Source organism: Burkholderia sp. BCC0398 (assembly GCF_902833245.1).
Lineage (GTDB): Bacteria > Pseudomonadota > Gammaproteobacteria > Burkholderiales > Burkholderiaceae > Burkholderia > Burkholderia sola.
Window position 1 is genome coordinate 15651 of record NZ_CADFEM010000022.1, and the last position, 26637, is coordinate 42287.

The window sequence follows — 26637 nt, forward strand, 5'->3', positions numbered from 1 at the left end:
GGCACACGATGACCGCCTCGCATCCGGCCCGGTATCATCGGCCCGCCCGCCGCGTCGGGCCGTATAAGGAGAACAAGTCGATGTATTCGTGGTTTGAACGGCGCCTGCCGACTTTCCCGCTCGAAGATCCCGTCACGCCGCCGAAGGGATTCTTCTCGTTCGTCTGGGCGTGCACGAAAGGCGCGCGCGGCTGGATCCTGCTGATCGCATTGACGTCGGCCGCGCTGGCCGCGTACGAAGCCGCGTTGTTCGCGATGATGGGGCACGTGGTCGACTGGCTGTCGTCGTCGACGCCGGCCGGATTCGGCGGCCGCCACTTCGGCACGCTCGCCGGTTTCGCGGCGATTCTCGTCGGCAGCGCGCTGCTGATCGCACTGCATACGATGGTCAAGCACCAGGTGCTCGCGATCAACTTTCCGATGCGGCTGCGCTGGCTGTTTCACCGGCTGATGCTCGACCAGAGCCTGTCGTTCTACGCGAACGAGTTCGCGGGCCGCGTGACGACCAAGATCATGCAGACGGCGCTCGCGGTGCGCGACGCGCTGTTCATGTCGGTCGACGTCGTGATCGGCGTCACCGCGTACCTGATCGGCATCCTCGTGCTCGCCGCGAGCTTCGACTGGCGGCTGATGATTCCGCTCGCGCTGTGGGCGCTCGGCTACGGCGCCGCGTGCGCGTATTTCGTGCCGCGCCTCGGCGCGGTCGGCAGCCGGCAGGCCGACGCGCGCGCGCTGATGACGGGCCGCATCACCGACGCGTATTCGAACATCACGACCGTGAAGCTGTTCTCGCATACGCGGCGCGAAGCCGACCACGCGCGCCACGCGATGGAGGCGTTCAAGGCGACCGGCGACGCGCAGATGCGGCTCGTCAGCGCGTTCGAGATCGTCAACCACCTGCTGTCGACGCTGCTGCTGGTCGGCTCGGCCGGGCTCGCGCTGTCTCTGTGGATGCACGGCGAGGCGAGCGCGGGCGTCGTCGCGGCCGTGATCGCGATGGCGCTGCGCCTGTCGAGCTACTCGCACTGGATCATGTGGGAAATGACGGAACTGTTCGAGAACGTCGGCACGATCCAGGACGGCATCAACACGCTGACGAAGGTGCGCAGCGTGGTCGACGCACCCGATGCGAAGCCGCTTACGGTGCAGCGCGGCGAGATCGTGTTCGACAACGTGCAGTTCGCGCACGAGGACAACGATCGCGCGGTATTCGACGGGCTGAACCTGACGATCCGGCCGGGCGAGCGGATCGGCTTGATCGGCCGCTCGGGCGCCGGCAAATCGACGCTCGTGAACCTGCTGCTGCGCTTCTACGACGTGGGCGGCGGCGCGATCCGGATCGACGGACAGGACATCGCGCACGTGACGCAGGACAGCCTGCGCGCCGCGATCGGCATGGTCACGCAGGATACGTCGCTGCTGCACCGGACGATGCGCGAAAACCTGCTGTACGGCCGCCCCGACGCGACCGAGCGCGAGATGCAGGACGCGGCCGTGCGCGCGGAAGCGGCCGAGTTCATCGACCGGCTGCGCGACCGCCACGGCCGCAGCGGCTACGACGTCGAAGTCGGCGAGCGCGGCGTGAAGCTGTCGGGCGGCCAGCGCCAGCGCGTCGCGATCGCGCGCGTGATGCTCAAGGATGCGCCGATCCTCGTGCTCGACGAAGCGACCAGCGCGCTCGATTCCGAGGTCGAAGTCGCGATCCAGCGCAGCCTCGACAGCCTGATGAGCGGCAAGACGGTGATCGCGATCGCGCACCGGCTGTCGACGATCGCCGCGATGGACCGGCTGATCGTGCTCGACGAAGGGCGCATCGTCGAGGAAGGCACGCACCAGCAGCTGCTGCAGGCGGGCGGCATCTACGCGGCGCTGTGGGCGCACCAGAGCGGCGGGTTCCTCGGCGAAACGGCGGACGCGGAAAGCGTGGCGGAGTAGGGACTGCCTGTGACGATGCACGAGCGATCCGCATGCCGCGCGTCAATCCGTTGCGCGCGCATCCATCGCCGCGTCGCCTCATAACGATCCGACAATTTATTGGTTCCCTCGACGATACGCCGTCCGTATCGTTCACCGATTCGTCAGGCCAATCGACCAACGGGGGAATCCAACCATGAAACAGATCCGGTCATTCGCGCTGCTCGCCCTGCCGGCCACGCTCTTCGCCGCTGGCGCCCACGCACAAAGCAGCGTCACGCTGTATGGGATCGCCGACGCAGGCATCGCGTACGTCCACAACGCGCAAAACGCGAACGGCAGCAACGCGTCGAGCCTCGTGAAGTTCAGCAGCGGCAACCTGTCGGGCAGCCGCTGGGGGCTGCGCGGCATCGAGGATCTCGGCAGCGGCCTGTCCGCGCTGTTCCAGCTCGAGAACGGCTTCAACATCGGCACCGGCGCGCTCGGCCAGGGCCAGCGCGAATTCGGCCGCAAGGCCGTCGTCGGCCTCGCAAGCAGCACGTACGGCACCGTGACGCTCGGCCGCCAGTACGATCCGGTCGTCGATCTCGTGCAGGGCCTCACGCAGGACAACTACTTCGGCGGCGTGTTCGCGACGCCGGGCGATCTCGACAACTACGACAACAGCCTGCGCGTCAGCAACTCGGTGAAATACACGAGCCCGCTGATCTCCGGCTTCCAGTTCGCGGCGCTGTACGGCTTCGGCGGCGTCGCCGGCGCGACAGGCAGCGGCCGCACGTACAGCTTCGGCGCGAGCTACGCGAACGGCCCGCTGTCGCTCGGCGCCGGCTTCTTCTACGCGAACGGCGGCACGACGGTCGCGAACGGCGTGCGCACGTGGTCGAGCAGCTCGGACACGCTCTTCAACACCGTGATCAACCAGGGCTTCTCGAGCGCGAAGTCGATCCAGATCGTGCGCGTGGCCGGCCAGTACGTGGCCGGGCCGGCGACCTTCGGCCTCGCGTATTCGAACACGCAGTACGGCGCGGACACGCTGTCGGCATTCAGCCAGAACGCGAAGTTCAACAACGGCTCGGCGTTCTTCAACTGGCAGTTCTCGCCGGCGCTGCGCGCGGGCGTCGGCTACAACTACACGTCGCTGACGGGCCCGGCTTCCGCGCACTACAACCAGGTCAACCTCGGCGCGGATTACGCGCTGTCGAAGCGCACCGACCTGTATGCGCTGTTCGGCTATCAGAAAGCGAGCGGCAACACGCTCAACGCGAGCGGGGCGACCGTGAAAGCGGCCGCGTCGGTCGGCTCATACGGCGTGAACTCGGGCACCGATACGCAGGAACTCGCGATCGTCGGCATCCGCCACAAGTTCTGATCGTCCCGTTGCACGACGATCGCCGGCAGGCGCGCACCGCGGTGCGCGCCTGCCGCGTTTACACTGTCCATCTTCACGTTCGTCACGACAGAGGGAGCCCGGCATGCTGACGGTATGGGGACGACGCAACGCGTTCAATGTCCAAAAGGTGATGTGGCTCGTCGACGAGCTCGCGCTCGCCCACCGGCACGTGCCGGCCGGCGGCCAGTTCGGCGTGCTCGATACGCCGGAATTTCTCGCGATGAACCCGCACGGACGCATCCCGGTGATCGACGACGACGGTACCGTCGTATGGGAATCGCACAGCATCCTGCGCTACCTTGCCGCGCGCCACGGACGCCCCGGCTTCTGGCGCGACAATCCGGCCGAGCAATCGCGCGCCGACCGCTGGATGGACTGGGCGCAAACGACCCTGCAGCCGGCGTTCCTCAACGGCGTGTTCCGCGACTATTACCGCACGCCGCCCGAGCAGCGCGATACCGTACGCGTCGAGCAGAGCATCGCGCAATGCGCGCAGTATTTCCGGCTGCTCGATACCGTGCTGGCCGGGCAGCCGTTTCTTGCCGGCGATGCGATCACGCTTGCCGACATCGCGGCCGGCACGCACCTTTACCGGTATTTCGAACTCGATATCGCGCGGCCCGACGTGCCGCATGTCGTGGCGTGGTACGAACGATTGAAGGCCCGGCCCGCGTATCGCACGAATGTGATGATTCCGTTCGAGGATCTGCGTGGAAAGCTCGGCTGAGCGGATGTGAAGCCGGCCGCGGAGCGGCTTGTTGGATGGTTGTAAGCACAACGGCGTATCGTGCCGACCGGTACGCCCGCCGGATGCGTATGCGTCGTCGGGCGGGTCATGACGGACCCAACACGCAGGCAAGGCAATGAGCGCTCACGACGTTCCGGTCAACTTGGCGTTTCAGCAAGACGAGGCAGATGCCGTGCATCGAAACGCCGGCCTAGACGCATTACGGGCCTGCCTGACATTGCTGGTGGTCTTTCACCACTGCGCGATCACGTACGGCGCACTCGGCGGGTGGTATTACCACGAAGTGGCCGCGGGCCCGTCAGTGGAATCCGCGCTGCTGACGCTCTTCTGCGCGATCAACCAGGCATTTTTCATGGGCCTGTTCTTCTTCCTCGCGGGCTATTACACGCCGCCGTCCATCGATCGCAAGGGCGTCAGCCGCTTCCTCGCGGACCGGTTTCTCCGGCTTGGCCTGCCGTTGCTCATCTACGGCTTGTTGATCGGCCCCGCGACGATTGCGCTGGCTCAGTCGGGTGCGGACCATCCGTTTGCGCAAACGCTGGAACGTCTGTGGCGAAAAGGCACGTTTGAAAACGGACCGATGTGGTTCGCCGAGGCGTTGCTGATTTTCAGCACGGCGGCGGCACTCCTGCATATCGCCTTCCCGCGCACCGTGGCGCGCGGCACGAACCGCGTCGCGCGCGCCCCTTCCGACACGACGCTGGCCGCCGCGGCACTGCTCACCGGTATCGCGGCACTGGCGTTGCGGTCGCGATGGCCGGTAGGTATCAACGTATGGGGGCTGCAGCTCGGCTACTTCGCGAGCTACGTCGTGCTGTACGCAGCCGGTTGCCGGACAGCGCACGCGCACTGGATCGTGCATCTGCCGGCACCGCAGGTCCGGCTGTGGTCACGCATCGCGCTGCTGGCGCTGCCCGTCCTCCCGCTCGCCTACCTGATCGCGAAGCACGTTCCCGCGCTGCGCGGCCGTCCGCAGGACGTGATCTACGCATTCTGGGAGCCGTTGGTCGCATGGGGCACGATCCTGTTTCTCGTCGACCGTTTTCAGCAAAGCTTCGACAGATTGAAGGGCGCGTGGCGGCCGCTGTCGCGACGCGCGTACGCCATCTACATCATCCATCCGCCCGTGCTCGTCGCGGTCGCCCTCGCGTGGCGAAACGTGCCGGCGTCCCCGTTCCTGAAATTCGCCGTGACCGGTAGCATCGCCTGCGTCGCGTGCTATCTGATTGCCGGCCTTCTGCTTCGCGTGCCGAGGCTCGCGTCGATTCTGTAGACGCATCGGCTCTCGCCGCTCGTTCGTACAGGGTGTTAACGGTTAGTCGCGCCGGGCAACGTAGTACACCGCCGCTGCCGTGATCCCGAATACCAGATGAGCGACCAGCGTGATCGCACCGCGAACCGGGATGAACCACGGAAAGATCGCCGTGAACCCGTACAGGTTCACGCCGTACAGGAGCAGCCCGAACGCGCCGCCCGCGAACAGCGCGGCCACGCACGACAGACTGCGGACCAGCCGTGCCAGCACGGCCGCATAGACGAGCGAAAGCATCGCATGCACGAGCGTCGCCACGCCCATCACCAGCGGATCGAAGCCGCCGGACGGCCCGAGCACGCTTCGCCCCATCACGATCGCGGTCGTGAGGCGCGCGTCGCGGAACAGATTCTGGATGGCATCATCGCCGGCGATTGCCCAGAGCAGCAATTCGATGACGGTCGATCCGACCGCCGCGCCAAACGCTGCCCAGAGAATCGACACCACACGCGCTTGCTTCAATGCTCGTCCTCATGGCGGCCCGATCGATGCATCAAGCGAACCGCCGTGCAAACCGACGTACTACGCCCCTTCGCAGTCCGACCAGTACGCAAACGGGTCGCGATGTTTCGGATAGTGCTCGTCCAGCCATTTCAGCAGCGTCGCGCGGGCATTGTCCATGTCGGCCTTCAACGACGACGTCGTCAGTTCGTGCACTTCGACGGACTTTTCCCGATCGATCACGAAGCAGTTCCAGTCGGGGCCGTCGAGATCCGGATCGTCGGATGCCTTCGACGACTTGCTCCAGCCGAAACGCTTGCGCGCATCGATGTAGTAGCGCGGATGCACCTTCAGATACGACATCTCGCCGCCCTGCAGGCTGCTCTCGGCGCGCAGCACGTCGCGTTCGTCGACGATCTGCGTGACTTCCGGAAGCCGGCGCGAGCGCCATCCGGCCGGCAGCGTCGCCACCGCGCGGACGCTGTCGTACGCGCCCCACTCGAGGCCCCACGCTTCGGCCATGCGCTTCATGAACGCGTCGGCGCTCGGATAACCGCGCAGCTGGATGCGGGTCGACAGCGTGACTTCCACCCCGCCGCGACCGCCGGATGCGCTCGACACCTCGTCGTCCGTTGCGAACGGATTGCCCGGACGCGGCGATTCGCGCTTCGCGTCCGTGGGCGCCAGGCCGGAAAAAAGTTGATCCAGCGCCGCACGCGCTTTCGACGATTTGTCTGGTCTATTCATCGGTTCCCTTTTGTGCAAATTTGAACCCGTACTGTCATGGTTGGTGATTGCCCTGCCGTCGGGCAAAGGCTCGATTCCGCTTCACTGCGGCGATCTCGCCGTATTCCGCGGCTGCATTGTAACGATTCGGCGGCCGCGGCCGAGCGAACGTGACAGGCGGCCCGCCACACGCGTGACGTGCGTGCCGAAGCGGTCGCCTGCGCGAACCGCCGGGTGCGCGCTACCGCAGCGCCTTCACCATCCGCTCCATCAACGCGAGCACCTCCGGCCGACTCTCGCCCTTCGCATGCACGAAGTGATAGCTGAGCAGCGAATCGACCTCGTGGCGGCTCACGCGCACGAGCGCACTGCGCTGCAGATACGCATCCGCCAGCGGCGTTCGCGCAAGCGCCACGCCCAGCCCCGCTTCGGCCGCCGCGAGCACGAGGTTGTAATCCTCGAACCGGCGATCCTGCGCACGCGGCTTGAACGGAATGCCGAGCGCGTCGAACCACGTGCGCCAGCCGGTCACGTCGGAATCGTGCAGCAACGGCATGTCGAGCAGCGCGGCGTCGCCCGTTGCGCGGCGCATCCTGGCCAGTTGCGCGGCGAGCCGCGGATGGGCGACCGGATACAGCCGTTCCGGCATGAACGGCCGGGTGTCGAGCCGACGCCAGTTGCCGCGCCCGTACCGGATCGACAGATCCGCTTCACCGCCGGCGATATCCACGTTGCGCAGCTCGATACCGAGCTCGATGCGCAACACGGGCGCTTCACGCTCGAGCATCTGCTGCCGCTCCAGCAGCCACAGCTGCGCGAACGCGGGCACCACGCTCATCCGGACCAGCCGCGGCGTGCGCGGCGAGCGCCACTGATCGGCCGCGCTGTCGATGATCGCAAACGCCTGCTCGATCCGGCCGACGAAGCGCTGCCCGTCCGGCGTCAGGCGCACGCCGCGCGCATGCCGCTCGAACAGCGCCATCCCGAGCCAGTTTTCCACGGCGGCCACCCGTCGGCTGATCGCGCCGTGCGTGACGCCAGAGACGTCGGCGGCCGCGAGAAACGAACCTTCGCGCGCCACCGTGCAGACCGTCTCGAGGCTCGCGAGCGGCGGCCGCGGGGCCGGCATCGGCGCGGCGGCCACCGGGCGCACCGGCGCCGGACCGTCGGCCCGCCGCGCCCCCGAGCTGTGAGCCATATTCATATCCGGGTGTTGATCTGTGCGCTAGCTTAGCATCTCGCGACGCCGCACCATGGCTTCATGAATACACTTTCGTCACCGACGTCGCGCGGCGCGCGACAACCGCTCATCGCGGCAGCGGCGGTCGCGTTCACGATCGTCTCGTGGGCGTCCGCGTTCCCGTTCATCCGGATCGGCCTGCACGGCCTCGCGCCGCTGCAGCTCGCGGCCGCGCGCTTCGCGACCGCCGCGTTGCTCGTGATCGCGTGGCTCGCATGGCGACGGCCGCCGCTGCCGACGAAAGCCGACGCGAGGCGCTTTCTCGCGTGCGGCCTGCTCGGCATCGCACTCTACAACGCGCTGCTCAATACCGGCGAACAGACCGTGTCGGCCGGCGCGGCGAGCTTCATCGTGAACACGCTGCCGATCTTCACCGCGTTGCTGGCCGCCGTGTTTCTGCGCGAGCGCTTCAATCGCTGGGGCTGGCTCGGGTCGCTGATCAGCCTGGCCGGCATCGCGGTGATCGCACAAGGGCAGCCCGGCGGCCTCGTGCTCGGCTCGGGGAGCACGCTGATCCTCGGCGCGGCGCTGTGTTCGGCCAGCTATTTCGTGTTGCAGCGGCGGCTGATTCCCGTGTACGGCGCGCTGCCGTGCACCGCGTACACGCTGCTGGCCGGCGCGGTGCTGCTCGCGCCGTGGCTGCCCGGCGCGCTCGTGTCGCTCGGCGGCGGGTCGCGCGACACGGCGTGGGCCGTCGTCGTACTCGGCGTCTTTCCCGCCGCGCTCGGTTACGCGACCTGGACCTTCGCGCTCGGCTACTTCGGCGCGGCGCGCGCGGCCAGCTTTCTCTATTTGACGCCGGCGGTCGCGACGCTGCTGTCGGTGGTGCTGACGGGCGAGCGGCCCGGCATCGCGACGGCGTGCGGCGGCCTGCTGGCGATCGCGGGGGTGGTCGTCGTCGCGTTGCGCGGGCGGTCGTAGCGTGAGAGTGCAGCGAATTGCGTGACCGCCGCGACGATCCGAATGTAGAAGCGACGCCGGCCCCAAAAACGCCCCGGGCTTTGTCGATCCGGATGCGCGGTTCGGCCCGTGCAATCGGCACCCATTCGCGGGCGCCACCGAACTTGACCGTTAGTTGCATTACGGCGGCAATCACGCTGGACGAAGCGCGACCATGAAACCGGCTACGCGATGCGCAACCGACCAAACTGTGCAGACAAATCGACCGAACAGTTCCGGATTGACCGCCCATCAATGTCCATGGCTTCGCCGTGGCGACCGGTCGAATAATGGATGCAGCCGTAAGGCCCACGACAGCGAACCGCAATCCGCGGGCCGCCGTGGCGCGCCGCAGCACACGGAAGCGGGTTCCGATATATTCATACGAATTGCATGGCGTCAGGCGCTCGCTCCCTCGGCCGGGCGGCAAGTCACCCGGCCCGACGCCATGCAAGCGACGCCCATGACGGGTAGCGAAAACCGTCCGATCGCCCCGGCCCCCGGCCGGCCGGTCGAGACGTCAATAGAAAGACATTCAATTCGGAGATGGCAGATGGAACGAAGCACTGTCGGCATGCGCTGCAAACCCCTGATCACCGTTGCACTGGCTGCCGCCGCGTTCGCGGCCGCGTCGAGCGCGATGGCCGACCAGGTCGTGAAGATCGGCAGCGTCGAACCGACGACGGGTGGCATTTCGCACCTCGGCAAGGACAATGAAAACGGCGCGCGCCTCGCGGTCGAGGAAATCAATGCGAAGGGCCTGACGATCGGCGGCAAGAAGATCACGCTGCAGCTCGACGCGCAGGACGACGCGGCCGATCCGCGCCAGGCGACGCAGGTGGCGCAGAAGCTCGTCGACGACAAGGTCGTCGCCGTCATCGGCCACCTGAACTCGGGCACGTCGATTCCGGCGTCGAAGATCTACAGCGACGCGGGCATCGTGCAGATCTCGCCGTCGGCCACGAACCCGACCTACACGCAGCAGGGCTTCAAGACGACCTACCGCGTGGTCGCGACCGATGCGCAGCAGGGGCCGGCGCTCGCGAGCTATGCGCAGGCGAAGGGCGTGAAGAGCGTCGCGGTGATCGACGATTCGACCGCGTACGGCCAGGGCCTCGCGAACGAGTTCGAGAAGAAGGCGAAGGCGCTCGGCCTGAAGGTGCTGTCGCACGACGCGACCAACGACAAGGCGGTCGACTTCCGCGCGATCCTGACGAAGATCAAGGGCGAGAACCCCGACGCGATCATGTACGGCGGCATGGACGCGACCGGCGGCCCGCTCGCGAAGCAGGCGAAACAGCTCGGCCTGCGCGCGAAGATCCTGTCCGGCGACGGCGTGTGCACCGACTCGCTGGCCCAGCTGGCCGGCCCGGCGGCCGACAACGTGCTGTGCTCGCAGGCAGGCGCTGCGCTCGAGAAGATGCCGGGCGGCGCGGACTTCCTCGCGAAGTACCAGAAGCGTTTCAACCAGGGCATCAAGTTCGATGCGCCGTTCGCGTATGACGCGGTCTACATCGCGGTCGACGCGATGAAGCGCGCGAACTCCACCGACCCGGCGAAGATCCTCGCGGCGATGCCGGCGACGAAATACGACGGCGTGATCGGCACGACGACGTTCGACGCGAAGGGCGACCTGACGCACGGGATCATCTCGATCTACGGCTACAAGAGCGGCAAGAAGACCTTCCTCGACCAGGTGAAGATGTAACCCGACGCGGCGCCGGCACGACGGGAACGCCACTCGTCGGCGCCGCGCGGGCCGAATGCTGATTCACGGAGACGAAGCATCATGTGTGCAATGGCGTATGCGGAATTCCAACAGGAGTTGAAGAAGGCGCAGTTGACGGCGCGCGAGTTCGCCCGGCTGATCCGGATGAACGAAAGTTCGATCACCAACTATTCGAGCAAGGGCACCGTCCCTTCCCACCTCGCGGTCATCGCGAAACTGATCGGCACGCTGGCCGCGCACGAAATCGACTTCCGGCGCGTGATCCGGCAAATGCGGATCGAGCCGAAACGGCCGCGCGGCGTCGGCGTGTTTCCCGCGGCCGAAAAACCGCGGGCGCGGAAAGCGGCGAAAGCCGACGCCTGACCCGCGCCGGCGAAGGTCGACAGCGGCACGGGGACGGCCGCTCGACACGCGATCGACGCCCCGTTACCGGCCGTGCGTCCCGCACCGCCCCGTCGTCACCCCACCGCCCGCACGTGATCGAGCAGCGCCTGCAACGGATGGCGCAGTTGCTTCGACGACAGGCGCTTCACCTGGCTGCGACACGAATACCCGGTCGCCAGCGCCTCGCCTTCCTGCTCCATCCCGTCGACGTGCGCGGCCCACGACTGCGCATAGATCGTCTTCGACGTCGCGAGATTGCGCGCCTCGTGTCCGTACGTGCCCGACATCCCGCAGCACCCGGCCGCCTGAACCTGCAAGCGCAGCCCGCGACGCGCGAACACCTGCGTCCATTGCTTGCCGCTGTCCGGCGCATTGGTTTTCTCGGTGCAGTGCGGCAGCAACCGATATGAAACCGTCGGCCCGCCCGCACCGGCTTCGGGCAGCACATCCAGCAGCCATTCCTGCGGCAGCGCGACCTTCGGTACGTCGGCGAGCCCCGTCACCTTCAGGTATTCCTGCCGATACGTGAGCGTCATTGCCGGATCGAGGCCGACCAGCGCGACACCCGAGCGCGCCAGCGCCGCAAGTTGCGTCGCGTTGCGGATCGCGGCCTGTTCGAATGCGCGAAGAAAGCCCTGCACGTGCAGCGCCTTGCCGTTCGGCGCGAGCGGCGCGAGCCACACCTGAAAGCCCAGGCGCGCCGCCAGCTCGATCAGCGTCGCCAATTGGTCGGTATCGAAATAGCGCGTGAACGTGTCCTGCACGATGACGACGCTGCACGCGCGCTGCGCATCGCTCAGCGCGGCCAGCGCGTGCGGATCGGCCGGCTTCACGTTCCATGAGCGGATCACGGCTGCGAGATCGAAGCGGCTCAGCAGCGGGCTGTCGACCATGCCGACGTGGCGCTCGAGCAGCGTCCGCACCCAGCCGGCGCCCATCAGCCCGTTGTACAGCGTGGGCACGCGCGCCATCCACGGCATCGTGAATTCGAGCGAACCGATCAGGTAGTCGCGCAACGGCCGCAGATAACGCTGGTGATACAGCTCGAGAAAGCGCGAGCGGAACTCGGGCACGTTCACCTTGACCGGGCACTGCCCGGCGCACGACTTGCATGCGAGGCAGCCGGCCATCGCGTCGTACACCTCGTGCGAGAAATCGGCGTCGCCATGACGCGCGTGGCGGCTGTTGCGCCAGCGCTCGACCAGCCCGCGCAGCCACGGCTGACGTTTGCGCCCCGCCGCGACGACGTCGACGCCGGCCTGTCCTTGCAGACGCAACCATTCGCGCATCAGCGACGCGCGCCCCTTCGGCGACTGCACGCGTTCGCGCGTCGCCTTCCACGACGGGCACATCGCGTCGTCCGGATCGAAGTTGTAGCACGCGCCGTTGCCGTTGCAATGCATCGCGGTGCCGTAGCTCTGCCACACGCGCTCGTCGATCTGCCGGTCGTGGTCGCCGCGCGTCGGCACCTCGTCGATCTTCAGCAGCCGCAGCGTCGAGTCCGGCGGCGTCGCGATCTTGCCCGGGTTGAACTGGTTGTGCGGATCGAACGCGGCCTTCAGTTGCTGCAGCGACGGATACAGCTCGCCGAAAAACGCCGGCGCATATTCGGAACGCACGCCCTTGCCATGCTCGCCCCATAAAAGGCCACCATGGCGCTGCGTGAGTTCGGCCACCGCGTCCGACACCGGCCGCACCAGCGCGGCCTGCTTCGGGTCCTTCATGTCGAGCGCCGGACGCACGTGCAGCACGCCCGCATCGACGTGGCCGAACATCCCGTACTGCAACCCGTGGCCGTCGAGCAGCGCGCGGAATTCGGCGATGTACGCGGCGAGGTTCTCGGGCGGCACCGCGGTGTCCTCGACGAACGGCTGCGGACGCGCCTCGCCCTGCACGTTGCCGAGTAGCCCGACCGCACGCTTGCGCATCGCATACACGCGCTTGACTGCATCGTCGCCGGTCGCGAGCGTATGGCCGAGACGCTCGACGCTCGTATCGGTGCGCAAATGCTCGACGAACGCGCGCACGCGTGCATCGACGTCGTGTTCGTCGTCGCCGCTGAATTCGATCAGGTTGATGCCGAGCGTCGGACGCGCGTCGTCCTGCGGGAAATACTCGGCCACGCTGCTCCACACGAAGTCCTTCATCGCGAGCATCAGCACCTTCGAGTCGACCGTCTCGATCGACAGCGGCTTGAGTTCGAGCAGCGTGCGTGCGTCGCGCAGCGCGTCCATGAAGCCCGCGTAACGCACGTTGACCAGCACCGAGAACTTCGGGATCGGCAGCACGTTGAGCTTCGCCTCGACGACGAAGCCGAGCGAGCCTTCCGCGCCGCACAGCACGCTGTTCAGGTTGAAGCGGCCGTCCGCTTCGCGCAGGTGCGCGAGGTCATAGCCGGTCAGGCAGCGGTTGAGCTTCGGAAATTTCGCGTCGATCAGCGCGGCCTTGTCGTCGCTGATGCGCCGCGCGGTGCGATACACCTTGCCGACGCGGTCCTGCCGCGCGCAGCGGCGTTCCAGTTCCTCATCGTCGAGCGCGTCGCTGTGCAGCCGCTCGCCGCCCATCAGCACGACATCGAGTTCGAGCACGTGGTCGCGCGTCTTGCCGTACGTGCAGCTGCCCTGTCCGCTCGCGTCGGTGTTGATCATCCCGCCGACGGTCGCGCGGTTCGACGTCGACAGCTCCGGCGCGAAGAAGAGCCCGTGCGGCTTCAGCGCGGCATTCAACTGATCCTTGACGACACCGGCCTGCACGCGCACCCATCGCTCTTCGGCGTTGATTTCGAGGATCCGGTTCATGTTGCGCGACAGATCGACGACGATGCCGTCGGTCAACGACTGCCCGTTGGTGCCGGTGCCGCCGCCGCGCGCGGCCACCGCGACGTCACGATGCGCGGGCTCGGCCAGCAGCCGGGCCAGCAGTTGGACATCTTCCGCATGCGCGGGGCAGACCACTGCCTGCGGCAGGCGCTGGTAGATCGAGTTGTCGGTGGCCTGCACGGTCCGGCTCGCGTGGTCCGCATGGATTTCGCCGGCGAAGCCGGCCGCCTGCAGCGCGGCGAGAAAATCGCGGTAAACGTTCGCGGACGGGCTGACGGGACGGGGCAACGGGGCGATCGACATGGGGCAAAAGCGCAATGTAGGTGGAGCCAGCCGGTTCGCGCACGCCAAAACATGATTTTTTGGCAAGTTTCCGCACAACCGGGAATTCCAGTATCTTTGGATCTTCCGCCAGAAACAAACGAATTCTCGCCCTTCAAAACTTGCATAAAATTCATGAATTACCGTCGCCTCACCCCGTCGATGTCGCTGCTGCTCGTATTCGAGGCCGCCGCGCGGCATGAAAGCTACACGCGCGCGGCCGACGAGCTGTCGCTGAGCCAGAGCGCGATCAGCCGGCAAGTGCAGACGCTCGAGGATCAACTCGGCGTGCCGCTGTTCCGGCGCGAGGGCCGCTCGGTCAAGCTGACCGAAGTCGGCCGCCGCTACTTCGCCGAGCTGAGCGGCGCGCTCGGGCGCATTCGCGGCGCGACGCTGCAGGCGATGTCGCATCAGGCGGGCGCCGGCTCGCTGCGGCTGGCCACGCTGCCGACCTTCGGCTCGAAATGGCTGCTGCCGCACCTGCACGGCTTCTACGCCGCGCATCCGGGCGTGACCGTGCACCTGCATTCACGGATCGGCGCGATCGATTTCCTCAACGACGATCTCGATGCGGCGATCACCGTCGGCGCGGGCGACTGGCCGGGCCTGCACGCGCACCGGCTGTACAACGAGTTCCTGGTCGCGATCGCGCCGCCCGACACGGGCCGCGGCCGCCAGGCCGACGCGCGCACGCCGGCCTGGGCCGCGAAGCAGACGCTGCTGGGCGTGACGAGCAATCAGCAGGCCTGGGCCGAGTGGTTCTCGCACTATCGGCTCGATCATCGCCAGATGCGCGTCGGCCCGAGCTTCGAGCTGACGTCGCACCTGATCCAGGCCGTGCGCGCGGGAATGGGGATCGGGCTGGTGCCGAAGGTGCTCGTGGAGGACGAATTGAGCCGCGGCGAGCTCGTGTCGATCGGCGACGCGATTACCAGCCAGCGCAGCTATTACCTCGTCTACCCGCCGGGCAACGACACGCTGCCGTCGCTGGTCGCCTTCCGGGAATGGCTGCTGGCGTCGTGCTGACGCGCTGCCAGTAGGCGGACCTCAGGCGCGCCATTCACCGAGAATCTGCTCGGCGAGGTAGTCGCACGGCGGCCGCGCGGACTGCGCGCTGCGTGCAAGCACGACCTCGAGTTCGCCGAGCGACGGCAGCCCGTGGCTCTCCGACAGCTGCAACAGGTGATCGGGCACGCAGCAGCGCGCGAGCGGCGCGATCGCGAGGCCGGCCTCGACCATGCTGAGCAGCCCGAGAAAGCTCGGGCTTTCATACGACATCCGGAACGGAATCTTCCGCCGGTTCAGCGCCTTGATCGCATGATCGCGCGCCATGCTGCCGTGCGAGAACAGCGCGACCGGCAGCGGCCGCTCTTCCCATACGTTCCGTTTCGCCGATCCCGTCCAGACGATCGGCTCGAGCCGGATCAGCTCGCCGGACACGCCCTTGACGCGGGTCAGGCATGCGAGGTCGACCGTGTTGTCCTTCAGCATCGGCACGAGCGCGCTGCTCGGCTGGCCGATCACACGCACCTCCACGCGCGGATGCATCGCGGCGAACTTGCCGAGCACCTGCGGCAGCAGCGACGAGATGTAATCGTCGGGCACGCCGATCGTCACGCGGCCGCGGATCTCCGGACGCACGACCGACGCCCATGCCTCGTCGCGCATCGCGAGCATCCGGCGACCGTAGTCGGCCAGCATCCTGCCGTCGTCGGTCGCCGTCACGTTGCGCGTGTCGCGAATGAACAGCGGCTTGCCGAGCGCGTCCTCCAGCGTCTTGATCTGCATGCTCACCGCCGACGGCGACCGGTGCACGATCTGCGCGCCCTGCGCGAACGATCCGGATTCCGCAACGGCCACCACCATCGCGAGCACATCGAGGTCGAGCTTCTTCATGTCGATTCAGAAAAGCTGATCAATCGATTCAGTTTATCCCGTTTTACTGTTCGCCTCCAGCGCCGGACAATGAACTCCGTCAGCCCTCATTCGATGCAGGAAGCGGAAAACATGCACACGTCCGGATCGCTCTACGGGTTTCTCGTCATCGGCGGCATGCTCGCGGTCACGCCGGGGCCGAACATGGTCTACGTGATGTCGCGCTCGATCGCTCAAGGGCGGGCGGCCGGGCTGGTGTCGCTCGCCGGCGTGATGCTCGGTTACCTGTTCTACATGTTCGCCGCGGCGTTCGGCATCACGACGCTGTTCATGAGCGTGCCCTACGCGGGCAGCGTGCTGGGCGCGGTCGGCGCGACCTATCTGCTGTACCTTGCGTGGCAGGCGGTGCGGCCGGGCGGCCGCTCGCCGTTCGAAGTGAAGACGCTGCCGAACGAGCAGCCGCTGCGGCTGCTCGCGATGGGCGCGACGACCAGCGTGCTGAACCCGAAGCTCGCGATGCTGTTCGTGTCGCTGCTGCCGCAGTTCATCGACTACGGGCAAGGCAGCGTGTTCGGCCAGTCGCTGTTTCTCGGCTCGCTGCTGATCGCCGCGTTCGCGTCGGCCAATGGGATGGTCGCGATCTGCTCGGGCAGCCTCGCGAAGTTCCTGCATGGCCGCCCGACGCTGCTGCTCGCGCAGCGCTGGGCGATGGGCGCGGTGCTCGGCGGCCTCGGCGTGGAGATGATGATCGACGCGTCGAAGTTGGCGGGAATCGCGTAAGCGTCGTGCCGCCGCGCGCGTCCGCACGATCGCGGGCCACGCGCCGGCGGCGGGCGGCGTCACGCAGCGATGGCCTGCCGCTGTGCCTCGAGTTCGCGCACGAGCGGCAACACGCGCTTGCCGAAGTACTCGACTTCCTCGATGAAATGCAGGAACCCGGCCAGCACGAGATCGACGCCGATCGCCTTCAGCGCGACGATCCGCTCGGCGATCTGCTGCGGCGTGCCGATCAGGTTCGTGCGGAAGCCGTCGTTGTACTGCACGAGATCCTCGAACGTCGATTTCGCCCAGTTGCCCTCGCCTTCGGGCGACGCCTTGCCGGCCTGCTTCACCGCATCGCCGAACGCGTGCACGGCCTCGACGTGCGCGTGCCGGATGATGTCGTCGAGCACGGCCTTCGCCTCTTCCTCGGTGTCGCGCGCGATCACGAATGCATTGACGCCGATCCGCACGCGATGGTCGTTCGCGGCCGCCTTCGCGCGAATGTCGTCGATCTGCGCTTTCAGGTTCTCCGGCGTATTGCCGTTCGTGAAATACCAGTCCGACACGCTCGCCGCGTTGTCGCGCGCCGCGCGCGAGCTGCCACCCTGGAAGATTTCCGGATGCGGCTTCTGCACCGGCTTCGGGCTCAGCGTGTAATCGTTGAAGCGGTAGAAGTCGCCCTTGAACGTGAAATTGTCCTGCGTCCAGATGCCCTTCAGCGCCTGGATGAATTCCTTCGAACGTCGATAGCGTTCGTCGTGCTCGAGCCACGGCTCGCCGATCGCGGTGAATTCGCCCTTGAACCAGCCGCTCACGACGTTGATCGCGATGCGCCCGTTCGAGATGTGGTCGATCGTCGCGAGCTGCTTCGCGACCACGGCCGGATGCCACGGCCCCGGCAGGATCGCGGCGAGCACCTTGAGCTTCGTCGTCGCATGCAGCAGCGCCTGGCTGAACGACACCGACTCGTGCTGGTATTCGGCGCCGTAGCCGGCCGTGAAGCGGATCTGGCTCAGCGCGTAGTCGAAGCCGGCCGCCTCGGCCGTGCGTGCAAGCTTCTGGTTGTATTCGAGGCTCCAGTCGGTGCGCTGCTCGATCGTGCTGACGACGAGGCCGCCGCTGACGTTCGGCACCCAGTATGCGAATTTGACGCCGTCGGCGGAAGGGTCGGGAAGGCTCATGAAGGTGTCCTGGTCGAAGGGGGAACGAAAAAGCGGCTTACGCAGCCGCGGCGGAAAGCGCGTGCGGGCGCAGTTGCGGCGCCGCGCGCGCCACGGCGAGCGCGATGCGCTCGCGCAACGCCGGGTTCGCGATCTGGTACCGATCGAAATCGCTTTCGGACGCGTACACGCCGATCGGCAGCGTGCGCGCCTGGAAGAAGCTGAACAGCGGGCGCAGCTGATGGTCGATCACGAGCGCATGACGCTCGCTGCCGCCGGTGGCCGCGAGCAGCACGGGCACGTCGATGAGCGCGTCGTGGCGCACGAGGTCGAACAGGTGCTTGAAGAGGCCCGTGTACGACGCGCGATACACCGGGCTCGCGACGACGAGCGCGTCCGCCGTCTCGATCGCGCGGATCAGCGCATCGAGATCGGCCGGCACCTGCGCGCGCGTGAGCGCGCCGGCCAGCCGGCTGCCGATCTCGCCGAGTTCGATCAGCCGCGTCTCGATCGGCAGCGCGGCGCCGAGCGCCGCGACGATCGCGTCGGTCAGCGCCAAGGTGCGCGACGGCCGCTGCAGGCTGCCCGATATCGCGACGACGTTCAGGGTGTGGCTCATGCAATGCGTTCCCGTGGTGAAGCCGCGTGCCGTGCGGCGATACCGGTTCGGGTCAGCAAGGAGCGTGCCATCGGTTCGGGTGCGTGACGGAAAGGTCATCTGGATCCCGAAATTTTTCGCCATCGCCCAGCAGAAATGGCGCTCGGCCTCATGCGCGACAGTGACAAGCGTTCCCGTTCGTGCGTCACATCGATATTCCGTCACGCGATGAACACCATGCAGCGGGCCTGCTGATGCGCTGCTGATCAGGCAGCAGCGCATCGCACGCGATAGCACCGAATTCGACGACAAGGCGTCACGACACCGCCGCTCGTCCGCGCCATTGCGGGTTCCGCAGCAATCGCGCTTTGGTTATCAGAAATCGATGCTTTTCGCGCGCGGCGAAACGTTCAACACTCTGCTGACCACGCAGCAGCCGGCCCGCATTGCCCGGCCATCCAACGGTTCATCGCCATGACTTCCATTTCCGCATCGCCGCGCCCGCTCAATCTTCGTGTCGTCAACGCTTCCCGCGACCCGGCCGCGCTTCAGGCCGCGGCGCCCGTGCTCACGCAGCCCGAACGTTACGCGCCGTCACGCGCGCACGCGCAGGTGTTCGCCGATCCGCGCTCGCTCGCGCTGCTCGAACAGGTTCGCCGCGTCGCGCCGAGCGACGCGAACGTGCTGATCGTCGGCGAGACCGGCACCGGCAAGGAATTGATCGCACGCCGCGTGCACGATCTCGGCGCCCGGCGCGAGGGGCCGTTCGTCGCGGTGAACTGCGGCGCCTTCTCCGAAACGCTCGTCGACAGCGAGCTGTTCGGTCACGAGAAAGGCGCGTTTACCGGCGCATTCAGCGCGAAGCCCGGCTGGTTCGAAGCCGCGCACGGCGGCACGCTGTTCCTCGACGAAATCGGCGACCTGCCGCTCGCGATGCAGGTCAAGCTGCTGCGCGTGCTGCAGGAACGCGAGGTCGTGCGGCTCGGGTCACGCACGGGCATTCCGGTCGACGTGCGCGTGGTCGCGGCGACCAACGTCGACTTGCAGCAAGCGGTCGCGGCCGGGCAATTTCGTGGCGACCTGTTCTACCGGCTCAACGTCGTGCAGCTCGCGGTGCCGCCGCTGCGAGACCGGCCGGGCGACATCCTGCCGCTCGCGCGCCACTTCTTCGACATGTACCGTGATCGGCTCGGCGGCGGGCCGCGCCGCATCGATCCGCGTGCCGAGCGCCGGCTCGAGGCCCACGGCTGGCCCGGCAATATCCGCGAACTGGAAAACGTGATCCATCACGCGCTGCTCGTAAGCCGTCACGATGCGCTGCAGGACACCGACCTGCAGATCGCGACGCCGTGCCTGCCGGCCGTTGCCGCGCCTGTGGCCGAGTCGTCCGCCGATGCACAGGCGGCGCTCGAACACGCGCTGCGCGACCTGTTCGACGACGGGCACGGCAATCTCTTCGAACGCATCGAGGACACCGTGATGCGCGTCGCGTTCGAATTCAGCCATCGCAACCAGATCCGCGCCGCGCAGTTGCTCGGCATCAGTCGTAACGTGCTGCGTGCGCGGCTGATTCGCGCGAAGGCGATCGCCGCGCTGAAATAGCGGCATCCGGCGCGCGCCCCGACGCCGTGGCGCCATGACGCCATCGCGCCGCGATCCGTGTCGCAACATCCGAACCTGATGTATCGTGGCGCGAAGCGTACGCTTCGTTGCCCGCGCCGCATTCGGTCGCCGTTATGCGGCCGCCCGTGACCGGCAACAGGCCACGCACGATCCTCCGCAACACGAAAGCCGTCCGGCGCCCCGTGCGTGTCCGGCCGAGCCCCGTTCACCCGTCCGGAACCGTCGCCATGAAAAAGCTTGTGAACCGCCCGTCCGACGTCGTGCGAGAAATGCTGGAAGGCATCGCGCGGCAATCGCCGCATCTCGCGATCCTCGGCGACGAGCACGTGCTCGTGCGCCAGCCGCTGGCCGAGCCGTCGCAGCGGCCGGTCGCGATCCTGTCAGGCGGCGGCAGCGGCCACGAGCCCGCGCACGGCGGCTATGTCGGCGAAGGGATGCTGAGCGCGGCCGTGTGCGGCGAAGTGTTCACGTCGCCGTCGACCGACGCCGTGCTCGCCGCGATCCGCGCGAGCGCCGGCCCGAACGGCGCGCTGCTGATCGTGAAGAACTACACCGGCGACCGGCTCAATTTCGGGCTCGCCGCCGAGCTCGCGCGTGCGGAAGGCATTCCGGTCGAAACCGTCATCGTCGCCGACGACGTATCGCTGCGCGGCCGCGTCGAACGCGGCCAGCGACGCGGGATCGCCGGCACCGTGCTGATCCACAAGCTAGCGGGCGCCGCCGCCGCGCGCGGGCTGCCGCTTGCCCGCGTCGCGAGCATCGCGCGCGACGCGGCGGCCGAGCTCGGCACGATGGGCGTCGCGCTCGACGGCTGCACGATCCCGGGCGCCGACAAGTCGGGCTTCAGCCTCGCCGATCACGAAATCGAGCTGGGCCTCGGCATCCATGGCGAGAAAGGCGTCGAGCGTCGCGCGCCGTTACCGGCCGACGCGCTGGCCGACACGCTGCTGTCGAGCATCGTCGCCGATCTCGTGCTCGAGCGCGACGAGCGCGTCGCGCTGTTCGTCAACGGCCTCGGCGCGACGCCGGACATGGAACTCGCGATCGTGCTGCGCGCCGCATTCGACAACCTGACCCGGCGCGGCATCGTCGTCGCGCGCGCGTGGGCCGGCACGTTCCTGTCCGCGCTGAACATGCCGGGCTGCTCGATCTCGGTGCTGCGGCTGAACGACGAGCGCGCGGCGCTGCTCGACGCGCCGACGCAGGCGCGCGCATGGCCGGGCGGCGGCCTCGTGAACACGCAGATTCGCGTGGCCGCGGCCGCGTCGCAGGACGCGCCGCCGCCGCCGCTCGATGCGGCCGGCCGCGCATGGGCCGCGCGCCTGCAACCGGCGCTGCGCGCGGTCGCGCAAACGCTGATCGATCACGAGCAGACGTTGACGGATCTCGATGCGGCAGCGGGCGACGGCGATCTCGGCGCGAGCATGCGCCGCGCCGCGCAGGCGATCCTCGAACTGCCCGACACGGCGTACGGTACGCCGTCGGGTGCATTGGCAGCGCTCGGCGCCGCGTTGCGCCGCGCGATCGCCGGCAGCTCCGGGCCGTTCTATGCGACCGCGCTGCTGCGCGCGTCGCGCCGGCTGGCCGATATCGCCGAGCCGTCGCCGCGCGACTGGGCTGCGGCGTTCCGCGCGGCGGTGGATTCGATCGGCGAACTCGGCGGCGCGCAGGCCGGCGACCGGACGATGCTCGATGCGCTGGCGCCGGCCGTCGACGCATTCGGCCGCGCGCTCGACAGCGATCGCGATCCCGCGAGCGCATGGACGGCGGCCGTCGACGCGGCCGAGCGAGGCGCGGAGAAAACGACGCGCATGACGCCGCGCGCGGGACGGGCCAGCTATCTCGGCGAGCGTGCGATCGGCACGCCGGATGGCGGTGCGGTGGCCGTCGCGTACTGGCTGCGCGCGCTGCTGCCGCACGTGCGGTAACGGGCGCGCGCGGCCGCGTTCAGACGCCTTCGACCAGCACCGCGCGATAGCGCGCGCCGTTGAAGCGGTGCTGGACGACCGCCTGGTATTCGGGGCCGTGATACCACGCGTGCGCGGCCTCCTTCGACGGGAACTCGACGATCACGACGCCTTCCGGGCCTTCACCCTCGAGGATTTCCTGCGGCCCATAGGCGGCGAGCACCTTCACCGGATGGCCGGCAAGGGTCGCGCCGACCTGGCTCGAGTAGAGGTCGAGCTCCTGCTGGTCCTGCGTGCTTTCCCGTGTAAAGACGATGTAGGTCGCCACGATATACGCTCCTGATCAAGGGTGAAAAAAGGGACGCCACGCGCGGCACAGTCCGAGAAATCCCGCGTGGCAGCGCGCAGCTTACCGCCGTTCGCCGACCGGCGCCGCGCCGAGCCGGCCACGGCCTCCGCGGGCCGCCCGCCACGGCGCGGGAAAACCCCGATCTCCACATCGTCCTATGACATCGGGCAGCGCTAATTGGCGGGATTACTTTGATCCTCGTCGGCGCCCGCCCGGGCGCACGCTGATAGCGAGGACCCCCTCATGCGATACGTGCCATCGTGGACTTCCGTTTCCGCCGCCGCGTCCGTTCCGGACGAGACGGCTTCCCGCGGCGACGAGCCGCACAGCCTGCCGCGGGTCGCGATCACGGCCGCCGCGCTCGGTAACGCGACCGAATGGTTCGATTACGGCATTTACGCGTACGGCCTCGCGTATATTTCCGCCGCACTGTTTCCCGGCAACACGGCCAGCGCGACGCTGTTCGCGCTCGGCACGTTCGCGATCTCGTTCCTGATCCGCCCGCTCGGCGGCCTGTTCTGGGGCCCGCTCGGCGACCGGCTCGGCCGCAAGCGCGTGCTCGCGCTGACCGTCCTGACGATGTCGGGCGCCACCTTGCTCGTCGGCGTGCTGCCGAGCTATGCGACGGCCGGCTGGCTCGCGCCGGCCGCACTGATCGTGCTGCGCATGGTGCAGGGCTTCTCGACCGGCGGCGAATACGGCGGCGCAGCCACCTTCATCGCCGAATACGCACCCGATTCGCGGCGCGGCCTGTGCGGCAGCTTCCTCGAATTCGCGACGCTCGCCGGCTTCTCGCTCGGCGCGTTCCTGATGCTCGGCTTCGCGCTGCTGCTCGGCGATTCGGCGATGCATGCATGGGGCTGGCGCCTGCCGTTCCTGGTCGCCGCGCCGCTCGGCCTGATCGGCTTCTACCTGCGCTCGCGCCTCGAGGAAACGCCGGTGTTCCGCGAGCTCGAGGAACAGGCGCACCGCCGCGAGAAAAGCGTCGCCGCCGCGCTGCCGATCCGGCTGCTGCTGGTGCGCTATGCGAAGCCGCTGCTGCTGCTCGGCGCGCTCGTCGTCGCATTGAACGTCGTCAACTACGTGCTGCTCGCGTACATGCCGACCTACATGCACAAGGAACTCGGCGTCAGCGAGAACATGTCGCTGCTGATTCCGTTGATCGGCATGCTCGCGATGATGGTGCTGCTGCCGTTCGCCGGCTGGCTGTCGGATCGCGTCGGTCGCAAGACGATGTGGTGGTTCTCGCTGGTCGGGCTGTTCGTCGCGGCCGTGCCGATGTTCACGCTGATGACGCACGGTCCGCTCGGCGCGTTCATCGGCTTCGCGGTGCTCGGCGTGCTCTACGTGCCGCAGCTCGCCACCATTTCCGCGATGTTCCCGGCGATGTTCCCGACCCACGTCCGGTATGCGGGCATGGCGATCGCGTACAACGTGTCGACGTCGTTGTTCGGCGGCACCGCGCCGATCGTCAACGACTGGCTGATCGGCAAGACCGGCAACGCGCTGATTCCCGCGTACTACATGATGGCCGCCTGTGCGGTCGGGCTGATCGCGCTGCTGGCGGTGATCGAGACGCGCGGGTGTTCGCTGCGCGGCGACACCCTCCCCGGCCAGCCGGGCTGACCCGCGCCCCGGCGGCGCCCGGCTTCCCATAAACGGCATCCATTGCATCGCCCGCCGTCCGGCAACGGATGGCGGGCGATGTGCATTTCGGGCGGCTGAAGCCGCCGCCGGATTGTTGTCGTCCGGACAACACGATGTGCGCACCTGCGGCGCTGTCGGCATGTATCGGCCGTCACTACAATCGCTCACACGCTCACCCTCAACCGGAATCCGGGCGAACCGAAGCGCGATCTTCACGATCGCGCTCGCGAACCGCGCTGCGCCGCGCAGTGCGGATTACCTCACTCGACGAACAGGATTACTGAACATGAACGCACCCATCCGCAACGTCCAGCCGGTCATCGAACCCCTGGGCAACGAAGCTTCGGGCGAACTCGTTCCGTCCCGCTACGCCGTACGCATCGGCGATGTCGATGTCGTGCTGATCAGCGACGGCGTGCTGCCGCTGCCGACTTCCACCATGTCCACCAATGTGAGCGAAGCGGAGCGCAACGCATGGTTCGACGGCCGCTTCCTGCAACGCGACATGTTCGACTGGGCGCTCAACATCGCGCTCGTGCGCAGCGGCGATCGCCTGATCCTGATCGATTCGGGCGTGGGCGACGGCTTCGAATACTTCACGCGCGCCGGGCGCTCGGTGATGCGTCTGGAATCGGCCGGCATCGACCTGGCTGCGATCACCGACATCGTGATCACGCACATGCACATGGATCACGTCGGCGGGCTGAACGTCGACGGCGTCAAGGCGAAGCTGCGCCCCGACGTACGCATTCACGTATCGGCCGCGGAAGTGGCGTTCTGGAAAAATCCGGACTTCAGCAAGACGGTGATGCCGGAAACCGTTCCGCCCGCGCTGCGCAAGGCGGCCGCGACGTTCGTGGAACTCTATGGCGAAAACATCGTGCCGTTCGACCGGACCGTGGAAGTCGCGGCGGGCGTGTCGGCGCGGGTGACGGGCGGCCATACGCCGGGCCACTGCGTGGTCGACATCGCATCGAAAGGGGAGAAGCTGACGTTCGCGGGCGACGCGATTTTCGAAGTCAACTTCGACAATCCCGACTGGCAAAACGGCTTCGAACACGATCCGGACGCGGCGGTCGACGTGCGTCTCGCACTGTTCAACGAAGCCGCCGACACCGGCGCGCTGCTGGCCGCGGCCCATGTCGCGTTCCCGTCCATCGGGCACGTTGCGCGGCACGGCGACGGGTTCCGTTTCGTTCCGGTCGTGTGGGATTACTGAGTGACGACCGGTAGCCGACGCGCACCGCAGGCGATGCGCTGACGGGTTCCGCGAACCATACCGGCAAAAAAGACGCCGCCGCACTCGCATGCGGCGGCGTCACCTCACGCGCCGGGGCGCGCATCAGCACCGCTTGATAATCAAGCGACGGTCGAAAGATTCCGCTCCGCGACCTCGTCCACCGCATCCTTCACGATGCCGACGATCTCGTCGGCTTCAGCACGCGTCATCACGAGCGGCGGCGCAAACCCGAGAATGTCGCCATGCGGCATCGCCCGCGCGATCACGCCGCGCTGCAACGCGGCAGCCGACACCTGCGCACCGATCTTCAGCGCGGGATCGAACGGCGTGCGCGCGTCCTTGTCGGCCATGAACTCGAGCGCGGCCAGCATGCCGACGCTGCGCACCTCGCCGACGAGCGGATGCGCGCCGAATGCATCGCGCAGCTTCGCGCCGAAATACGCGCCCACTTCCGCAGCGTTGCCAACGAGGTTCTCGCGCTCCAGGATCGCAAGGTTCGCGAGCGCGGCGGCCGCGCACACCGGGTGCCCCGAATACGTCCAGCCGTGCCCCATCGGCCCGTGTTCCTGCGAGCCGCGCGCGATCACGTCCCACACCTTCTCGCCGACGATCACGCCCGACAGCGGCGCATACGCGCTCGTCAGCCCCTTCGCGACCGTGATCAGGTCGGGCGCGATCCCGAAGTGCTGCGCGCCCATCTTCGAGCCGAGACGCCCGAACCCGCACACGACTTCGTCCGAGATCAGCAGGATGTCGTGCTTGCGCAGCACGGCCTGGATCGCGGGCCAGTAGCCGGCCGGCGGTTCGATGATGCCACCCGTGCCCATCACCGGCTCCGCGATGAACGCGGCGACCGTGTCGGCGCCCTCGCGCGCGATCAGTTGCTCGAGTTCGTCGACGCAGTACGCGACGAACTGCGCTTCGTTCATGCCGGCCGGCGCCTTGCGATACCAGTGCGGACACACCGTATGCTTCACGCGGTCGATCGGCAGGTCGAAATGCTGATGGAAGCTCGGCAGGCCCGTGAGGCTGCCCGTCACGATGCCCGAGCCGTGATAGCCGCGCTCGCGCGAGATGATCTTCTTCTTGTTCGGGCGGCCGAGCACGTTGTTGTAGTACCAGACGATCTTGACCTGCGTTTCGTTCGCATCGGAACCCGACATCCCGTAATAGACCTTCTTCATCCCGGCCGGCGACCAGTCGATGATGCGCGACGACAGCTCGATGATCGCGTCCGACGCGTGGCCGACGTACGTGTGGTAGTACGCGAGCTGCTTCGCCTGCTCATGCATCGCGTCGGCCACTTCGGTGCGGCCGTAGCCGATGTTCACGCAGTAGAGGCCGGCGAACGCGTCGATATATTGCTTGCCCTGGTGATCCTCGATGCGGATGCCTTCGCCGCCGCGCACGATCTTGCCCGGCAGCGCGCCGGTCTCGTGGTCGTACGCGTGCGTCGACGGGTGCATGAAGTGGGCGCGGTCCTCGCGCAGCAGTGCGTCGATCGATTTTGTCAT

The 26637-nt window shown here is 67.5% G+C and carries 22 protein-coding genes; 13 read left to right on the forward strand and 9 right to left on the reverse strand.

The annotated features are described in order from the left end of the window. Nucleotides 1-80 precede the first annotated feature (80 nt). The 4 genes from HWX76_RS33305 to HWX76_RS33320 all read left to right on the forward strand — a co-directional run bounded on the left by HWX76_RS33305 (nt 81) and on the right by HWX76_RS33320 (nt 5324). Nucleotides 81-1934: an ABC transporter ATP-binding protein gene (locus HWX76_RS33305; RefSeq protein WP_176016946.1), complete on the forward strand. Its 1854-nt coding sequence runs from the start codon at nt 81-83 to the stop codon at nt 1932-1934. 175 nt (nt 1935-2109) lie between these two features. Further along, nucleotides 2110-3282 carry a porin gene (locus HWX76_RS33310; protein ID WP_175975937.1) on the forward strand — a complete coding sequence of 391 codons (1173 nt, stop codon included), beginning with the start codon at nt 2110-2112 and terminating at the stop codon, nt 3280-3282. Between the two features lie 103 nt (nt 3283-3385). Then, entirely contained in the window at nt 3386-4030 is a 645-nt protein-coding gene (locus tag HWX76_RS33315) for a glutathione S-transferase (RefSeq protein ID WP_176016947.1), read from the forward strand. Nucleotides 4031-4166: 136 nt separating this feature from the next. After that, nucleotides 4167-5324: an acyltransferase gene (locus tag HWX76_RS33320; RefSeq protein ID WP_050015624.1), complete on the forward strand. Its 1158-nt coding sequence runs from the start codon at nt 4167-4169 to the stop codon at nt 5322-5324. A 42-nt stretch (nt 5325-5366) separates the two neighbouring features. On the opposite strand, the gene HWX76_RS33325 is transcribed toward HWX76_RS33320, so the two are convergent. The 3 genes from HWX76_RS33325 to HWX76_RS33335 all read right to left on the reverse strand — a co-directional run bounded on the left by HWX76_RS33325 (nt 5367) and on the right by HWX76_RS33335 (nt 7734). Further along, the gene (locus tag HWX76_RS33325; RefSeq protein WP_050015626.1) at nt 5367-5825 is read right to left on the reverse strand and encodes a hypothetical protein; all 459 of its coding nucleotides are present in this window, start codon (nt 5823-5825) and stop codon (nt 5367-5369) included. A gap of 60 nt (nt 5826-5885) precedes the next feature. Then, nucleotides 5886-6551 (reverse strand): hypothetical protein, encoded by a 666-nt coding sequence (locus tag HWX76_RS33330; RefSeq protein WP_050015628.1) that lies wholly within the window; start codon nt 6549-6551, stop codon nt 5886-5888. 220 nt (nt 6552-6771) lie between these two features. Then, the gene (locus tag HWX76_RS33335) at nt 6772-7734 is read right to left on the reverse strand and encodes a LysR substrate-binding domain-containing protein (RefSeq protein ID WP_176016948.1); all 963 of its coding nucleotides are present in this window, start codon (nt 7732-7734) and stop codon (nt 6772-6774) included. A gap of 57 nt (nt 7735-7791) precedes the next feature. Here HWX76_RS33335 and HWX76_RS33340 point away from each other — a divergent pair, with 57 nt between their 5' ends. The 3 genes from HWX76_RS33340 to HWX76_RS33350 all read left to right on the forward strand — a co-directional run bounded on the left by HWX76_RS33340 (nt 7792) and on the right by HWX76_RS33350 (nt 10801). Then, the gene (locus tag HWX76_RS33340) at nt 7792-8691 is read left to right on the forward strand and encodes an EamA family transporter (RefSeq protein ID WP_176016949.1); all 900 of its coding nucleotides are present in this window, start codon (nt 7792-7794) and stop codon (nt 8689-8691) included. A gap of 571 nt (nt 8692-9262) precedes the next feature. Further along, nucleotides 9263-10417 carry a branched-chain amino acid ABC transporter substrate-binding protein gene (locus HWX76_RS33345; RefSeq protein WP_050015633.1) on the forward strand — a complete coding sequence of 385 codons (1155 nt, stop codon included), beginning with the start codon at nt 9263-9265 and terminating at the stop codon, nt 10415-10417. 81 nt (nt 10418-10498) lie between these two features. Then, nucleotides 10499-10801, forward strand: coding sequence for a hypothetical protein (locus tag HWX76_RS33350; protein ID WP_050015635.1), 303 nt, complete (start codon nt 10499-10501; stop codon nt 10799-10801). A 95-nt stretch (nt 10802-10896) separates the two neighbouring features. Here the strand turns inward: HWX76_RS33350 and HWX76_RS33355 are convergent, their stop codons facing one another. Then, nucleotides 10897-13944: an FAD-binding and (Fe-S)-binding domain-containing protein gene (locus HWX76_RS33355; RefSeq protein ID WP_176016950.1), complete on the reverse strand. Its 3048-nt coding sequence runs from the start codon at nt 13942-13944 to the stop codon at nt 10897-10899. Nucleotides 13945-14097: 153 nt separating this feature from the next. Between HWX76_RS33355 and HWX76_RS33360 the strand changes: the two genes are divergently transcribed. Then, nucleotides 14098-14988, forward strand: coding sequence for a LysR substrate-binding domain-containing protein (locus HWX76_RS33360; RefSeq protein WP_050015638.1), 891 nt, complete (start codon nt 14098-14100; stop codon nt 14986-14988). A gap of 21 nt (nt 14989-15009) precedes the next feature. Here HWX76_RS33360 and HWX76_RS33365 read toward each other — a convergent pair whose 3' ends face one another. Then, complete coding sequence (locus HWX76_RS33365; protein ID WP_124555166.1) at nt 15010-15858, reverse strand: LysR substrate-binding domain-containing protein; 849 nt, start codon at nt 15856-15858, stop codon at nt 15010-15012. A gap of 111 nt (nt 15859-15969) precedes the next feature. Here HWX76_RS33365 and HWX76_RS33370 point away from each other — a divergent pair, with 111 nt between their 5' ends. Further along, on the forward strand, nt 15970-16617 hold the full coding sequence (locus tag HWX76_RS33370; RefSeq protein WP_050015704.1) for a LysE family translocator: 648 nt from the start codon (nt 15970-15972) through the stop codon (nt 16615-16617). A 59-nt stretch (nt 16618-16676) separates the two neighbouring features. On the opposite strand, the gene sfnG is transcribed toward HWX76_RS33370, so the two are convergent. After that, complete coding sequence (sfnG, locus tag HWX76_RS33375) at nt 16677-17780, reverse strand: dimethylsulfone monooxygenase SfnG (protein ID WP_050015642.1); 1104 nt, start codon at nt 17778-17780, stop codon at nt 16677-16679. 37 nt (nt 17781-17817) lie between these two features. Then, nucleotides 17818-18378 (reverse strand): FMN reductase, encoded by a 561-nt coding sequence (msuE, locus tag HWX76_RS33380; protein WP_089490148.1) that lies wholly within the window; start codon nt 18376-18378, stop codon nt 17818-17820. A gap of 453 nt (nt 18379-18831) precedes the next feature. Here msuE and HWX76_RS33385 point away from each other — a divergent pair, with 453 nt between their 5' ends. Then, a complete protein-coding gene (locus HWX76_RS33385; RefSeq protein ID WP_089490150.1) occupies nt 18832-19959 on the forward strand; it encodes a sigma 54-interacting transcriptional regulator in 1128 nt (375 codons plus the stop codon). A 248-nt stretch (nt 19960-20207) separates the two neighbouring features. Continuing rightward, nucleotides 20208-21908, forward strand: a complete 1701-nt coding sequence (dhaL, locus tag HWX76_RS33390; protein ID WP_050015646.1) for a dihydroxyacetone kinase subunit DhaL — start codon at nt 20208-20210, stop codon at nt 21906-21908. Nucleotides 21909-21927: 19 nt separating this feature from the next. Here dhaL and HWX76_RS33395 read toward each other — a convergent pair whose 3' ends face one another. Next, nucleotides 21928-22215 (reverse strand): DUF1330 domain-containing protein, encoded by a 288-nt coding sequence (locus HWX76_RS33395; RefSeq protein WP_124651804.1) that lies wholly within the window; start codon nt 22213-22215, stop codon nt 21928-21930. A gap of 264 nt (nt 22216-22479) precedes the next feature. On the opposite strand from HWX76_RS33395, the gene HWX76_RS33400 reads away from it, so the two are divergent. Both HWX76_RS33400 and HWX76_RS33405 read left to right on the forward strand, forming a co-directional pair. Continuing rightward, complete coding sequence (locus HWX76_RS33400) at nt 22480-23862, forward strand: MFS transporter (protein ID WP_176016951.1); 1383 nt, start codon at nt 22480-22482, stop codon at nt 23860-23862. Nucleotides 23863-24169: 307 nt separating this feature from the next. After that, the gene (locus HWX76_RS33405; protein WP_124637416.1) at nt 24170-25102 is read left to right on the forward strand and encodes an MBL fold metallo-hydrolase; all 933 of its coding nucleotides are present in this window, start codon (nt 24170-24172) and stop codon (nt 25100-25102) included. 140 nt (nt 25103-25242) lie between these two features. Here the strand turns inward: HWX76_RS33405 and HWX76_RS33410 are convergent, their stop codons facing one another. Beyond that, nucleotides 25243-26637, reverse strand: a complete 1395-nt coding sequence (locus HWX76_RS33410) for an aspartate aminotransferase family protein (RefSeq protein ID WP_176016952.1) — start codon at nt 26635-26637, stop codon at nt 25243-25245.